At 51.4% G+C, this 15265-nt stretch carries 10 protein-coding genes; all 10 read right to left on the reverse strand.

Annotation, left to right across the window (positions count from 1 at the left end; genetic code table 11):
- Positions 1–6: 6 nt before the first annotated feature.
- Entirely contained in the window at positions 7–1968 is a 1962-nt protein-coding gene (locus tag WCV85_03290) for a hypothetical protein (protein ID MFA6473876.1), read from the reverse strand.
- 9 nt (positions 1969–1977) lie between these two features.
- Complete coding sequence (locus WCV85_03295; GenBank protein MFA6473877.1) at positions 1978–4365, reverse strand: DUF2079 domain-containing protein; 2388 nt, start codon at positions 4363–4365, stop codon at positions 1978–1980.
- Positions 4349–5299, reverse strand: coding sequence for a glycosyltransferase family 2 protein (locus WCV85_03300; GenBank protein ID MFA6473878.1), 951 nt, complete (start codon positions 5297–5299; stop codon positions 4349–4351). Before WCV85_03300 ends, WCV85_03295 begins: the two co-directional genes overlap by 17 nt.
- A gap of 284 nt (positions 5300–5583) precedes the next feature.
- Positions 5584–7464, reverse strand: coding sequence for a type IV secretion system DNA-binding domain-containing protein (locus tag WCV85_03305; protein ID MFA6473879.1), 1881 nt, complete (start codon positions 7462–7464; stop codon positions 5584–5586).
- A 2-nt stretch (positions 7465–7466) separates the two neighbouring features.
- On the reverse strand, positions 7467–9017 hold the full coding sequence (locus WCV85_03310; GenBank protein MFA6473880.1) for a hypothetical protein: 1551 nt from the start codon (positions 9015–9017) through the stop codon (positions 7467–7469).
- A gap of 6 nt (positions 9018–9023) precedes the next feature.
- Positions 9024–10166: a sigma factor-like helix-turn-helix DNA-binding protein gene (locus tag WCV85_03315; GenBank protein MFA6473881.1), complete on the reverse strand. Its 1143-nt coding sequence runs from the start codon at positions 10164–10166 to the stop codon at positions 9024–9026.
- A gap of 104 nt (positions 10167–10270) precedes the next feature.
- Positions 10271–11173 (reverse strand): protein translocase subunit SecF, encoded by a 903-nt coding sequence (gene secF, locus WCV85_03320; protein ID MFA6473882.1) that lies wholly within the window; start codon positions 11171–11173, stop codon positions 10271–10273.
- Positions 11174–11176: 3 nt separating this feature from the next.
- The gene (gene secD / locus WCV85_03325) at positions 11177–12877 is read right to left on the reverse strand and encodes a protein translocase subunit SecD (GenBank protein MFA6473883.1); all 1701 of its coding nucleotides are present in this window, start codon (positions 12875–12877) and stop codon (positions 11177–11179) included.
- 83 nt (positions 12878–12960) lie between these two features.
- Positions 12961–14343: a L,D-transpeptidase family protein gene (locus tag WCV85_03330; protein ID MFA6473884.1), complete on the reverse strand. Its 1383-nt coding sequence runs from the start codon at positions 14341–14343 to the stop codon at positions 12961–12963.
- A 526-nt stretch (positions 14344–14869) separates the two neighbouring features.
- Positions 14870–15265 carry a PPC domain-containing DNA-binding protein gene (locus tag WCV85_03335; GenBank protein ID MFA6473885.1) on the reverse strand — a complete coding sequence of 132 codons (396 nt, stop codon included), beginning with the start codon at positions 15263–15265 and terminating at the stop codon, positions 14870–14872.

Genomic DNA, 15265 nt, shown 5'->3' on the forward strand with positions numbered 1-15265 from the left:
GTTGGATTACGCGGCTGCTTTAAATTTTTCCCCACTCACGTCACCAGTCTTTTTCTTGCGGAGGCGGAACGCAAACCGAGAATCTGGACTAAACTGGTCGTCATCCGCAACCCACTCCCCGTCCAATGACAGTCCGTCCTCGCTTCGTCCGAGAGAAAAAATGTCCGGATAGCTCCTCCTCCCAATAATTTGCTTCATGCCAGTATATAATGACTCGTTCATTGGCTGGTTGGCGTATTTCAGTCGGTACTGTGGCCCCACATTCGCAGCACACGGTTCCAAACCCAACTCCTGGGCACGTTTGAGGATTTCCTTGATCGTGGTGTATCTCTGGAAACCCAAGCTTTGCACGGTAGGGCAAATTAGGTGAGCTGCTTCAGATTTTTCCATCACTGAAAAATCTGAACCCCATAGCATAGCTTTTGCGTGATCACTTATTATGACGCCTTGTTCCTCAAGCTGGCGGAGAAGTTCTTCTTTTGTTGTGCCGCCAATCTCTATAGTATCTTGTCTGATACGTCCTTCGGGGAAGGATGTGTAGATGTGTGCCATGCCTTCGGGCAGCATCTGGAAGATACCAGGAACGAGTTTGCCCACGTAGGCCTTTGTATCTTCGGTAATATCCCCGGCGTCTCGGGCGATTTGGTCTGGGCTACACTCGAACACCACAGGCATATCTGCTTCAGGGTTGCGAGTTTTAAGGAGTTCAGCAATCCGCGGGTCGCGATCATAGCCGAAACCCTCAATTTCGCTATCCAGTTCGTAGAGGAAACAGAGTTGTTCCTTCGTGAGGGCTTCTCCTGCCTTCGTGGCGTGCTCAATGGCCGTGAGTATCTTCATGTCCGCAGACTTCTTCTTGTACCCTTCTGCGCCGGGGAGGCTAGCCATTTTCTGCTCGGCGATGTCTGCCATGTTGCCTTCCAGGTTCTGCTGGTTATCTGCCACCCCACGGACTTCACCAATGTGGTCACCATCCATGCGGATGGCAATGCGGGGAATAGTGGGTTTGCCTTGGCTGTCGAGAGTGTAGTACACGTGGAAGTCGCCACCTTCGAGCTGCTTCTGGGCTGTGGCAAAGCCTTTGGTGCACCAAGCTGTGCCTTTGTTCTGCAGGGAGGCCCAGAGCGCGGTGGGGTCAGTGCCCTTTTGGTACGTCACCCACTTGCCTTGGGTTTCCTCACGCATCTCTGGGGTAATTTCCCCGGCCTGGCGGATACCCTCGGCGTACTGCTTGGCAAAGGAGAGTTTCGCAAAGGCGGCGGCTTTCTCCTTAGTGAGGAGCTCACCTGCTGGGAGGTTGTTATTCGCGGCGGCGCGCTGGGCATCCTGGAGGCGCACCAGCATGCCTGGGTCTTTCGCGGCCTCAATCATCTGCTGTACGTGCGCCAAGGCTCCGTGGTCCACATCGGGGAACAGGCGGGTGGTACCGGGGGAACGCTTCGTGAACTCGCCTTTGTCCTTGTCAAAGTCCCCCATCTCCAGCACGTTGCGAAAGGCGTAGTACCGGAACCAAGTGGGGTAGGGTTCGTTGGCGTCAGAGAGGTACAGCAGCCAGTTGTCCAGGGACTTTTCCAGGTCGACGACGGCAATGTCGCCACGCTGGTCCAACGCTTCTTCGTTATACCGTACATCCATTCCCAGGTTGCGGGCTGCACGCTCTTCTACCCGCGCGGCACCTTCGGCTAGCTTGTCTTTGTTGGTACGGACGTACTTCTCCATGACCATCTCCCGCAGCAAGGAGAGAGCACGGGGTCGGGATTTCCCAGCCACCATTTTCTTACCTTGGGTCTTCTCCGAGTCCATGGCCAGCCGTTCCAGACGGCCAAGGTAGTTCTGGATTTTTGCTGCTGGATCCTGCGGGACTTTTTCACCCGTCCGTCCCTCCGTATGCACAGCAGCACGTTCCACCTCATCACTGGTGTGGAGGTTATACTTTTCTTTTAGAAATTCAGGATTTTCGCCACGCATATACTACTCCTACTCTATCCCCTTTTTCTTGAAAAACCAAAAGTTGTTCTCGTGGTTCACTAGCTCAAAACGTTCATCCTTTTGCAAGTCTTCAAACTGTACGTGGTTTCGCTGCCACTCTAAAGAACCTTCTTTTGCCAGGAGGACGAGAATGTAATCTGCCAACTCAATCCCCTGGGGGAATTGGTACAGGTGTTCCCGCTCAGCCAGTTGCGCGCCAACGGTGTTGGTTGCAGAGACTGGTGCATTTTCTGGGATCTGGTCAATTGCCGCGTGGATAACTGGCGCCATGGGTGCGCGCCAGTATGCCCGCATATCTGCATGCTGTGCATACGGTAGTGGGCTGAGCCGGTATGACTCCACTGCCCCTATAACGAGCAAGAAGAGGGCCAAGAAACCAAAAAGAGATAGTCTCATCCAAGACTTTACCCGCCGATCCCACCAGGCTCCAAAACGACGCTGGAGTGCTGCGATGCCAAAGATGGTACTAATGAAGACAAAACCGCCAATCGCCGCCTGATAGTGATAGATGAGGGTTCGTGGCTCGATCCGTTCATTGAAAAGGTTCACCACAAAATCTGGCCAGGCAACAGCCAGCCAGAGCGGACTGGCGATGGAAAGAAAGCCAACTGGCCCCATGACCCCAGCGTACATATGCCGTGCCTGCTTCCCCGCCACCATGGAGACAATCAACCGCGGATTGGTCGTTGCAGTTTTCAGAATTTCCGAAGGTGACGAACCTAGGGTATCGTACAAAACTGTGTACTTATTAGGCACACCATGCCGTGCAGCAGGCATGATGAGGAAGTACACCAAGCAGAAGTACGCAACAGCCAAGCCAATAACCGTAAGTGCTCGTTTCCAGGCAATACGATCTCGGAAGTACATGAGCACCCCCACCCCGGCCACCATCAGTGCCAGCTCCTCTTTGCATAATGCGAAGAGGATGGCGAAAATAGCAAACCGCCACCAACGCTTTTCCACCATAGCCAGGATCATGCCAATGGCAAAGGTTGGCGCTAAGGTTAAACCATGAAAGTCAAAGAGCACGGCACGTTGCAGGGTTGGGTAGAACAGGTAGCTGAGCGCTAGGACCGCGGCTAGCCACTCGTGCCCCAGGACTTTTCTGGCCAACCGGAACACGAACCACCCACCCAAGGCCACAATGCAAGCCTGCAAGACGAGTAGCAACATGGGGCTGGCAAAAATCCAGTACAGCGGGGCGATGAGAATGAGAATGAAGTCCGCGTGGTGAATTGCTCGGTAGACTGTTTCCGTGCTGTAGGGGTTGGTAAATTGGAATATCCTACCCTGGCTGGTGTTCCATACGGTCTGGTCCATATTCCCCAGGTCAAACCGGGAAGTTATGACTTTGGACTGCATGACCAGGGTGATGATGGAAAAGTAAACTGCAAAACCGATAATGAAAACAACAACGATCCCGGCTGGGGTGCGGATTTTTTGCCAGAGCCATACTAATCCTTGCCTGATGTACGACCAGGCAAAGATGCCAACGCATACAAACTCTGCAATCGTTGCGCCCAAACGGACAAGTGTGGCGGCAATAACGCTGCTAGGTCCCAAGCTGACGCTCAAGAGGCCAGCGAGCACGGCCTCTCGCACGCCAATGCCGCTGGGGGTGAGGAAGCTCAGGTACCCCAATGCCCAGCTCAGAGGCAGTGCGGCCAGCGCCAACACAATGGATACAGCCGCTTCAGTTTGAAAAGCTCGGAGCAGCAAATACCCACCAACGCTGTACGACGTCCATGCGAGGAGCTCCCACACGAAAATAGTACAGAAAACTTGCCCGCCAATTGGCGCTGCAACGAATTGCTTCCCCATGCGCTGCATACCCCAAGCCAAGAACCGGTGGACAAGCTTGGTTGCAAAGACTGCAACCACCGCGCCAGCCGCACCAAGACCGCCAGCATACCGAACCCATGATGGAAGATCTGAAGTGAAAAGCGCAAACGCACCACCTAACGTTGCCGCTGCAGCCAGCATGCCCGCGACTTCAATAATCGTTGCGTACAACCCGGTGCCAGACGCCATCCCAAACTTTGCACTCTGCGCCATGCGGCCAAGCACGCTCCATACATTCCCCGGAATGTACCGCACTGCATCAGAGAGCATGATAACCTGTCCGGCTTCCCGGTACGACAGACGCGTACCCAAGGCTTTACTCAGGTGCTGCCAGGCAAAAATGCGGAAAAAGGAAAAGCCACTAAAACCAAGTAAGCCCAGCACCAGCCAGCGGACGTCCGGTGCGTGCCACGCCTGCGCAACCGTGCCCCAGCTCTGTTGCAGAGCGCGTGCGAAGAAAAGAACGACAAGCAGGACAACCACGGTTGCCAGCACCCGGCGTATGGGCTTTTGCAGATTAGACCAGCTCACCATGCCCATTCCATTCATCTCGCACAGGGACAGAATCACGATCTACGGACCGGACGAGCAATTCTGCAAGGAGACCGGTAAAAATGAGCTGCAGACCAACGAGCGCAAAGAATATGCCAAAGGTGAGGAGTGGCCGGGTGCCAATTGCTGCGCCGGTGAAGAGTTTGACGCAGACGAGGTAGAGTAGAATGACACTACCCAGGAATGTCATGCTGGCGCCAATGCCACCAAAGAGGTGCAGCGGCCGCCGATTGTACTTGGTGAGAAAAAGTACAGTGAGCAAATCCAAGAAACCTCGAAGGTACCGTGCGCCGCGGTACTTCGTTTCGCCGTACTTTCGGACCCGCGTGTGCGTTGGCACTTCCACCACGGAAAAACCTTGGGTGTGCGCCAAGATAGGAATGTACCGATGCAGCTCGCCGTAGAGTACCAAACTCTGCGCAGCAGTTCGGGTGTAGGCCTTAATGGCAGAATTGAAGTCATGTAACTGCAAGCCAGACACTTTTCGGGTAATCGCATTAAAAAACTTGGACGGAAGTCGCTTCTCCAGACTGTCCGGCCGGTCAAACTTCCAACCATTCACCACATCCGCCCCGTCTGCAATTTTCTCTAAGAGCTTGGGGATCTCTGCTGGGTCATTTTGCAAATCAGCATCCAGGGTCACAATCACCTCACCCCGAGCCTTTTGGAAACCAACGTAGAGTGCTGCAGCTTTCCCCATGTTCCGCCGGAGGATAATGGGATGTAATCGAGTGTCCGTCAGCGCTTGCGCACGGAGGAACGCTTGGCTGCGATCAGTCGAGCCGTCGTCCACCACAACAATTTCGTACGGGATGGCCAAAGTTTTGGCAAAGGCATGGAGTTCAGCAAAAAGCTCAGGCAAGCTCTGGCGCTCGTTGAATGCTGGGGTAACGAAAGAAATCGACCGGGGTGTCATACCCCTGTATGCTAGCAAGCCCTGGAAGGATTTGGCAAACCCGATACCACAAGAGAAAGTAAGGAAATTTCACTATTCATACAAAAGGAAAAGAGGGCATCGTTATCGACCGAAGTCGAATGTGCGTGCCCTCATGTTTGGGTCACTTGACCCTAAAGATAGATGTATTTGAAAACAGAATACGAAATAAAGTATACAGTAATGAAAGTTTTTGTCAAATGGAAAGCACATTTTTGGCTTAGCTAAGCTAAAATTCCTAAGATATATTAATACCTTAACCACTGCTACTTGAACCGCACGACCTGACCAAAAGCAATGGGTTGTTCAGGGTCAGACTCTTTGGCGAGCTTGGGTTTTTGGGCAGGTGGAATAGGCTTTGGCTCTTCTGCTGGTGTTTGCGTAGGTTGAGATGTCGCAGCTGGTGCAATTGGCCGCTGGGAGGCCTGGGGTGCTGGAACCTGTGGCTGCAGTGGCCGGGGTTGCTGGTTGAAGCGTGGTGAAGGATTGTACGACGGTCGTCCACCAGGGCCTTGCCGGCGGGGGCCTTGGTGCTGGCCAAAACTGGAACCACCTTCCCGCCCAGGGCCGGTGGGACGAGGACCTTGTGGACGTGGGTACGGCGGTCTTTCAGAACGGGGTGCAGGTGACGCTGTACGATTTTCGCTGGGTGGTGCTGTTGGCTGGCTTGGCTGCGACTGTGGCAGCAAATCGCTGAGCTTCATTGCTGGTTGCTCAGGCGTGCTGGCGACAACTGGTTCCACCTCCACTTGGTCACGCTGGAAGAGATTATTTGGCGGCCGGCGCTTCTTGCCCTCTGCCCGGTATGGCGACTCCTCTTGCTGCACGGCAATGTTCTCCTCTTCAGCCGAAGCTCGGTACACCTCATCAACTCCGCTCCAGCGGAGAATTTTCTCTTCAACTTCTTTCTGTGGGGCGCTGTACCGTTCCCGTGAAGCAGCAATCACCTTTGCTCGGTTGTCAGTTCGACCACCCACGGGCGGCAACGTGGTAGCGCTAAACGGTTCAGAGGCAACCCCGTCAATCATCAACTTGAGGTAGATTTCGTACTTAGGGAGGTTCACTAAATCCACCTGGGTAAAGGTCGGGAAAAACTCTTTTTCCAAAAATTCACCATCTGCCCCACCCACCCGGAATGCCATAATCGTACCCACGTTCCCAAAGACCGCCGGTGCAACCTTCTCATCCAACTGCTCAATGTACTGGTGGGCAATGGTGAGATTCAAACGGTACTTCCGAGCTTCGGAGAGAATGTTCGCAAAACTCTCCGTGGCAAAGTTTTGGAATTCGTCCACGTACAGGAAGAAGTCATGACGCTCTTCTTCCGGAATGTCCACCCGGCTCATGGCTGCCAGCTGCATGCGAGTAATCATCATGGCGCCCAGCAAGGCAGAGTTATCTTCACCAATGCGACCTTTGGAAAGGTTGAAGAGCAAAATTTTTCGGCTGTCCATTATTTCCCGCAAATCAATGGAACTCTTGGACTGGCCAACAATGTTGCGAATAATGGCACTGGAGAGAAATTGCCCAACCTTGTTTTGAATTGGGGCCACTGCTTCATTCCGAAATTTGTCATTGTAATTATTAAATTCATCAACCCAAAAACCCTTGACGATTGGATCAGTGACCTTGGTGAGTACGCGGGTGCGGTAATTCCGGTCAACCAGCATCCGCGCCACCCCCAACATGGTTGAGCCAGGATACTCCAAGAGTGCGAGAATGGTGTTGTTCAAGATGTACTCCATACGCGCAGACCACACCCCTTCCCAAATCTTGGTAAACACACCCATTAAACCGGAAGCAACTAAGTGCCGCTGCGTTGCGTCCACTGCTTCCAGTACGTTGAACGCAATGGGGTACTCCATGTCAGACGGATTGAAGTACACCACATCATTCACTCGGTGGTTGGGAATGAAGTCTAAGACTTTTTCCACCAGGTCGCCGTGCGGGTCAACCAGGGCTAAGCCATGACCAGCGTTGATATCATTAATAATCAAATTTTCCAAAACCGTGGTTTTGCCCATACCCGTCTTCCCAATGAGGTACATGTGGCGCCGGCGGTCATCCAGCTTTATGCCAAAACGCCGATGCCCACCCTGGTAATTGGTGGCAGCAAAAACGTTAATTTCTGGACGCGCTTCAGGCATAGTTACTCAATGAAAGGAAGATTTGTTGGAATTTGCGGTTGCGGTGGTGCAGGCTCCGTTGGCTGCGGTTGCGCTGGGGCTACAGCTGGGGGCGGGGTCAGTGGCTCTGCTGTGGGAAGTGCTGCCGGCGCTGAGGCTTTTGCGGCAACTGAAGCTGAGCGCATTTTTTGGATAATTTGTGGGGTTTCCGTTGGCAGGTAAACTGGCGCCCCGCCCCGCTTCGTCTCCGATTTCTGCACTTGCCCAGCTTTCACGTCAATGGTTGGGAAGTGGAAAATGGATGCCATTTCTTCAACATTCATGTAGATTGCTTCGCGGCCACGCCACACCGAACGAATGCGATAGTTGTACAAATTACGCCGCTTCCGGTCTCGCATCCGGTACTCCTTCAAAAGCACAATATCACTGGTCTTTGTGAGTTTGCTAAAGGTAAAAATGTTACTATCCGCAATTGCGTACTGCTTCAACGCACCAACGACGCCGTTCACGCCCTTGGCTTTGTTAAAAGGTTTCCGACCATCTGGCCCGGGCGTGACTTTCCCCCAGTAAATGAAACGACCCTTGACCTTGAAAGCGATTTTCGAAAGCTTCATTTCAATCTGGGTTACCGTATCCCGCTCACCCGGAGAGAGGTGCAGCATGAGGGAAGGCGGATCATCCTTCTTCTGCTTCTGCGTTTCCCATGACCCAGGAGGGATGAGCGAGGCGGTGAGCGCTTCCCGAACACCCTGACCCACAAGCCGTGGCACCTCCCAAGGGCTACCTTTTTCCTTCCCCTTCTTGCCAATAAGCTTGTGCACAATTTCCTGTGCTTTGTCGCGCCAGGCGTAGTCCTCTTGCTGCAAGCACCACTGAATCCAAATCTGCTCGTCAGGACTAATACGGCTCATAATTTCCAGTAACGCACCCATAGGATCAATGAGCTTCTGCGACATGCTGTGTTCGAAGAAGGGGTAGGTCCGGATTGGGTAGGCACTGTGGCGTAAAAAGTTTATTTGTGCGGACCAGCAGTCCCACTCTTTCTGATGCTCCAGCTCTCTAGGCTTCGGCATGAAATCCACATAGTCCTCCACCTCGGTAATTTCCGCATCTGGGTACTGAGCGTAAATTGCAGACTCAATGATGTCTCGTTGAATAATAAGGCAACGGACAAAAAATTGGACGTACCCACCCAAACTCGCAATTTCTACCGACATGTTTGGCGGCACGAAGCCGTACGAAAAAAACTCGGTGAAAGGCAAGCCCCACTTCTCTGGAAAAATTGGCTGTTTGGAAATGCCATGGAAGTGCGCGAACATCTGCTCCGCTGCTTTTGGAGTTTGCTCGCTATTTTTGGGCACATCCACCGCCAAGAGCACGTACTTCCCCACGTAGTTCTTCATGACGTACCGGGTGGTAATCCACTCAAACCAGGCGTACTTCATGCCAACGAGAAAGGTCCAAACCACAGCGATCCAGCCACCGTTGTTGAAAATGAAAATCGCCATACTGACCGGGTTTCCGGCAGAGGCGCGAAAATCATTCAGGAGAAGCGTGGTGTCGAGGAGGGCCATCGTGAATTAGGCCGAAGGTACGTTTGCGAGGGTGTACTCGCCGGTTGGGAGTTTGGTAAATTTGGAACGATTGGTGAGTGCCAGGTGGATGGTATTTCGTTTCACGACGCGCTGCTTCAGCACCTCCTGCACCAGTTCATCACGTCGCATTGGTCGGCCAGCTTTCTGTAAGGTAGTCACAAGTATGTCAGCAACTACGCCTGGCTGAAAGCCCCATTCCTGCAGAGCATAAATTCCACGGCCAATGAGCACGTACTCTTTATTGAGAATGAGCTCATTATGCACGGTTGGTGCGTACGCAGTCCGATGATCAAATTTTGCTTCATTAATGAGCCGAGTGATCTCATTGAAGTGTAGGGGTTTCTTTGCCTTCTGTAGCACTAAGTGTATCTTATCATTCATTCGCTTGGGGACGATACTCCCCCACGCCACCAAGCCATACTCATCGTACGGATTACGAGCTAAAACCGTGCTGACATCAATGTACGCACTAATGGCGTTGTCGGTTAACTGAAAGCGGTGTTCCTGTGCGAAAGCGGTTTTTCCAATTTCTTGGAGCAATTCTTGCAATTTTATTGGTGTCTGACGTGCTTCGAGAATCCGCACCGCCTCGGTAATGGTATCAGCTACTAAGTGCACCGGGGCAGTCACAGACTGCCACGCTGGCCAGTAGCTTGGATTCTCCTGGAACCGCTTGCAACGATCAGCAAGCAAAAATTCCATCAAGAAGAGTGTGCAGGCGCGGTAGCCTGCATGCGTATCATTGACTCCCAAAAGTTGCTGCAGAAACATTTCTTCCCGCATGACTCCGCCGTGCTGGTCAAGCACTGTGGTAATAGCGTCTGCTACCGGTTGCAATAATTCATGCACGCCGTGCAATTTTCGGAGTTTCCCAATTGCGCCAGTGGCAATTTGACGAACCCGTTCTCGCGTCACCTTGTAGTAGGCACCAATCATCTCCAGGGTTTGCGCATCTTCTCCATTGAGGGCATGCCGACGACGCAAAATATCCTCTTCCCGAGTGGGTAAAGATTTTAGCAGCGTGGTTACCACCTCAACTGGGTTGAAGTGCTCAATCTCCTGGGTCTGCTTCTGGGAGAGTACTCGGTCGAGAATGGAACTGGTATTGTCGCTTTGCACGTTGTCCATACAATGGATTTCGCTAATCGTTGCATAGTATATCACTTTGTTTACAACATGTCAAGTTTTTGTGATGAAATACAAAAAGACTCACCCCACCAATGAGCAGTCTTTTACGCCCGCCGCCGTTGCTTCCAGTTGTTCCAAACAACGAGCAAGGATGCAGCGACAAAAATAGAGGAATACGTTCCGGCGGCTATCCCGATGAGCAATGCAAGAATGAAGTACTGTATGGAACCCCCACCAAAGAGCACAAGCGCAATGAGAATGAAAATTGCTGTAAGTGAGGTGTTGATTGACCGAACCATGGTCTGGTTCAAACTTTCATTCACCACCTCGTCAAAGTGCTTTCCGACAGACTGTAATACTCGTTCTCGAATCCGGTCGTACACCACAATGGTATCGTGGACAGAAAACCCAAGGACAGTCAAGAGGGCGGTGACGAAGAGCGCATCAACTTCGACGCCTCCAAAGTGGCCAAGGATGGCGAAGACGCCGATGACAATGCCAACATCATGGATGAGGGCAATAATTGCCGAAGCACCGTATACCCATGACGGCACAGGACCAGCGGACACTTTCCGAAACGCCCAGGTAACGTAGACAACAATCAAAGCGAGTACAAGAATAGTTGCGACAATTGCTTTACGCTTCAGTTCGGCACCAATGGTTGGACCTATCGTTTCAAAACTTGCTTCCGCAAAAGTTGGGTCCTGCTTCTGCAGCGCCGCAAGAATCGTATCGTGCTGCTCATTGGTTATGTGTTCCATCCGAAGGATGATCCCCTTGCTTTCACTGGTTTGCACATGCACTGTACTCACACCAGTGTCACGAACTGCTTTTTCCAAATCAGCCGTGCTTGGCACAGTTTCAGCAAACGAGCCACGGAGCAATGTGCCGCCGGTGAAATCAATACCCAGCCGTAAACCCCAGACTGCCCACGCCACAAGCCCAGGAATGACCAGAACGAGTGAGAGGGTAAAGAAGATGTTTCGCTTTTGGACTATCCGGTACATAAATTACTTCGGTTCAGACGAATCAAGACGGACACCGTACAAGCTCAATTTTTGCGCCCATTTGAATTGTATGACCAAGCGGAGCAAATTCCGGGTCACGGTAATTGCAGAGAAGAGACTTACCACAATACCAATGAGTAACGTAATGGCAAAACCTTTAATGAGACTGGAACCAAACCAAATGAGAATGAGCGCCGTAATCATGCTCGAAGCATTGGAGTCTCGAATGGAAAGCCACGCTCGTTTAAAGCCTTCTTGGATTGCGCTATCCAACGGGTGCCCGGCTCGCAACTCTTCTTTCGTTCGCTCAAAAATGAGGATATTCGCATCAACAGCAATGCCTATGGTCAAAATGAATCCAGCGATCCCAGCTAAGGTGAGCGTCACTGGCCAGAGTTTGAAAATCGTCAGCACCAGCAAGGTGTACAGACCCAACGCGATCACCGAGAGGAAGCCTGGTAAACGGTAGAAAAAAATCATGAATAGTGCCACGACGATGATTCCCAAAAGCCCAGCAAATAAGCTGCGCTGAATTGAATCTGCACCCAATGAAGCACCAACGGTTTGCTGGCTCACAAGGGTAACGGGAACAGGAAGCGCGCCGGCATTCAGGCGACGGGCCAGGTCTTTTGCATCTTTCAACGTAAAGCTTCCACTAATAACCGCATTGCCACCGGTAATTTCCTGATTCACCGTTGGGTTACTGAGGATTTGGCCATCCAGGAAGATCGCTATGGTCTTCCCAATATTCCGCTTCGTAATTTCAGCGAAGAGTTTTGACCCCTCGTCGTTGAATGTGAGAGCCACCTCAGGCTCGCCAGTCGTTTGCGCAAACGTCACGTCTGCACGCTTCAACTGCTTGCCAGTTAAGCCAGTAGCAACAAATTGTGCACTCGTTTGGGCAGCAGGATCGGTAGTGGTGAAAAGGATATGACTTCCTCGAACTTCTTGCACATCTTTCCCATCAACCTTTGTTGTCCGGGCTTCAATGCGCTTTATAATGTGGTAGCCAAATTGCGTTTTCACTAACTTGGACGTCACTTCTCCATCTTGCAGGTCATCGAAGAGGGCTTTCTCAAATTCCGCAACAAATGTACCACGCTGGGCAAAACCTAAATCGCCACCCTTTCCCTGTCCATCAGTTCCTGCATTACTTGGGTCTTGCGTATTCTCATTTGCTAACTTCGCAAAGTCTGCGCCAGCCGTACGTGCCTGGGTTAAAATGCTTTCGGCTTTTTTCTTCACTTCGGCATTGGCTTTTTCAGCTGCCGCCTTCTGCTCAGCTGTAGGTGCGGGTGGCGTTCCCGCTTCTTGAAATTCCAAAATTGGCGTGTCACCAATGAGCTGGATTGCTTGGGAGATGTCCTTAATCCCAGCAAGCTCCACAATGATTCGCCATTTGTCCCCTACTCTACTGGTTTGGACTACTGGTTCTGATACTCCAAAAGCATTCACACGCTGTTCAATAACGTCACGTGCGCTATCCAGTGCCGCGGCTTGATCAGCCGCAGCCAGAGCCTCTGTATTTGCTTCGTAGACCAAAGATGCTCCACCCTGTAAATCCAGCCCCAGGCGGAGGTCAAAAGACCGTTGCAAAAACGGCAATTTGACATTCAATTTTTCAGGAAGGGCAATGTGGGCGGTAACCGCGGTCAAGAGGATTATCCCACCAAAGGCAGACCAGAGTTTTGTTCGTGTCGTCATAGGGCAAAAACGCGCCAATGCGCCATCCCAGTGTACCAGAAAAAGCCCGGCTGTAAAGCCGGGCGTTAATCCAGTTGCGTACCTTACTCCTGCACAACCACCGTACTACCAACGGTCATCCATTTGAACACCTCAGCCGACTCCTTGGGCGAAAGACGGACGCAGCCATGGGACACGCGGGTGCCAAGATGACTTGTTCCTTCGTAGTAGACGCCGCCATTCTTCAAACGCCAGTACGGTAATGAGTGAATACCATACGCTCCATCGGCAGTAATTGCCATCCAATTATCCATGTACAGCGCGTACCGGCTGGAATACGCGGTGGGAATTTTGTTGTGAATTTGGAACGTGCCAATGGGCGTGGGCATTGACCACTTTCCAGAAGAGATGACATGCGTGGCAATGAGCTGCCCATCTTGGTAGCGGTACATTTTCTGTTCGGAGATATCAATGCGAATTGCTTTGCCGGTTGGAGATGCTGGCGCGCTTGTTGGCGCGGCTCCAGGGACAACCAAGACTTCATTCTCTGCATCCGCATCCACATTCACCGACGCGACATTCAACCCGTAGGTTGCATTTTTCCCAAATGGTACAAAATTCACACCACCGCGTGCACCATCAACTTGGTAGCTAATCACACGACCCTCTTTTCCAGTAGTGGTGCCAATAAGAATTTCTGGAACCGCGCCTGCAGTGGCCACGCGAACTGCACTGGGTGTACCCGCGCTAGTGAAAGATTGGAATACCTCACCGGTTGGCTGAAAAATTTTTACCAGCGCATTGGTGTCTGCACTTACAGCAATAATTTCTGCTGCCTGATCACCATCAACATCCGCAACGGAAACATTCAAACCTTTTCGAAAGGCCTGTGGGTACGCGAAAAATTGGTGTACGCGAGTTCCGTTGCCCCGGAAGAGTACCACCTGTGGTCCACCACCTTTGCCCGGCGCGGCAATAATTTCTGCCCGACCATCCGCATCAATATCTCCAACCGTAACCGAAACACCACCTCGGAAAGCTTTATCGAACGCCAAGAATGCAGCACGGCGTATGCCGTCCGTGCTGTAGACACGAATCTCCGGCGTCGTCCCCTGCCCAAAGGCAACAACGACTTCTGGGCGACCATCTGCATTCAAATCACCAAGTGCCACACGTACAGCAGGGAGGCCTTTCACATTCTCCAGGTACTTCGTTGTGATTACTGAACCATCCAAACGCAGTAAAGAAAAACTTGGCCGCACTCCAGCAGGGCTGCCTATGATAATTTCTGGTGTACCATCCAGAGTCGCATCCGCAATCACGACGCTCGCCCCAGCCGGAATTTTTGGCAGCGTTCGAATGATCTTTCCATTCTGGTCGTAGACCCCGGAGACAACCTTTGCTGCAGCTTGTGAAATTTGCCCAAAACAAAAGACGCCTAATGCTATGGCGAGTACTCCCAGATAGTGGATGGATCGTAAATGCATAAATTTCCTTTATTTTTGTTTAGTATGATTGCATTATAGCACAATATTGACGCTCTGTCAAAGAATCGGACTACTATTTTGTCTCCCAATCAAATTCTGTATAGGTCACGCCTTGTTGCTGCAGTGTAATTGCCTTTTTGATGTACGGGATGACATTATTGTTCATAGATGCTAAAAAAGTTGACACACTTTCAGCTTAGAGGTAGGTTTGAAAAAATAAACACACTACCTAAGGAGGAGCCCGTGAGTAAAGTACCAGATACGTTAAAGGATTCTTTCTTGCAATTCTCACGTAACGGCCGCTGGGGCACATGCGCCGCATGTCCAAGAGACTCAAATGGTCATGCCTACCCTGAGTTCTGTTATTTCACAGAACGTTACGACCACCAACTAGACGTTGATGAACTTGCGAGCACATACAAAGTGTATACACAAAATGCTCCGCCCGCATCAGTATAAGAACTTTCAACCCACTGCAACGAGTGGGTTTTTTGTCTGCTGAAACGTATACATGCACTAGGTGCTGCTATGCAACTTCTAATTCCTGAAAACCAGTCGTTGCATCAAATACTCTTTTATATTTCACATCCTCAAAAAGACCAATCACAATTTCAACTGTTACTCCAACTCTGCAACTATCCTTCAAATGACCGCCCAGCACTTTTCCTTCTTGATCTGAAACTGCAATGTGGATATGACAACCATCTGCGGAAATCGTGCCAGTCCCAGACACAATCTCAAATGGGCCGACCAAATTTTTGACTATCTGGTTCTCTGCTGTGGCACCAGCCATACGGAGGTTAGCATTTTCTAAAGCACCAACGATAGAAAGTAATACACCGGCGGAAATATGCTTCGTCCGATTCTCAATTTCCTCTTTGAGGAGATCTCCTGGATGTAATCGAAAGGTGAGTTGCTGCAT

It is taken from the genome of Patescibacteria group bacterium, assembly GCA_041665345.1.
In the GTDB taxonomy this organism is placed as follows: Bacteria; Patescibacteriota; Patescibacteriia; order PEXW01; family PEXW01; genus JBAYJA01.

Bases quoted from the DNA above. Each gene is read 5' to 3' on its own strand.
- WCV85_03290 (MFA6473876.1), bottom strand. From the start codon at position 1,968: ATGCGTGGCGAAAATCCTGAATTTCTAAAAGAAAAGTATAACCTCCAC.
- WCV85_03295 (MFA6473877.1), bottom strand. From the start codon at position 4,365: ATGGTGAGCTGGTCTAATCTGCAAAAGCCCATACGCCGGGTGCTGGCA.
- WCV85_03300 (MFA6473878.1), bottom strand. From the start codon at position 5,299: ATGACACCCCGGTCGATTTCTTTCGTTACCCCAGCATTCAACGAGCGC.
- WCV85_03305 (MFA6473879.1), bottom strand. From the start codon at position 7,464: ATGCCTGAAGCGCGTCCAGAAATTAACGTTTTTGCTGCCACCAATTAC.
- WCV85_03310 (MFA6473880.1), bottom strand. From the start codon at position 9,017: ATGGCCCTCCTCGACACCACGCTTCTCCTGAATGATTTTCGCGCCTCT.
- WCV85_03315 (MFA6473881.1), bottom strand. From the start codon at position 10,166: ATGGACAACGTGCAAAGCGACAATACCAGTTCCATTCTCGACCGAGTA.
- secF (MFA6473882.1), bottom strand. From the start codon at position 11,173: ATGTACCGGATAGTCCAAAAGCGAAACATCTTCTTTACCCTCTCACTC.
- secD (MFA6473883.1), bottom strand. From the start codon at position 12,877: ATGACGACACGAACAAAACTCTGGTCTGCCTTTGGTGGGATAATCCTC.
- WCV85_03330 (MFA6473884.1), bottom strand. From the start codon at position 14,343: ATGCATTTACGATCCATCCACTATCTGGGAGTACTCGCCATAGCATTA.
- WCV85_03335 (MFA6473885.1), bottom strand. From the start codon at position 15,265: ATGCAGCAACTCACCTTTCGATTACATCCAGGAGATCTCCTCAAAGAG.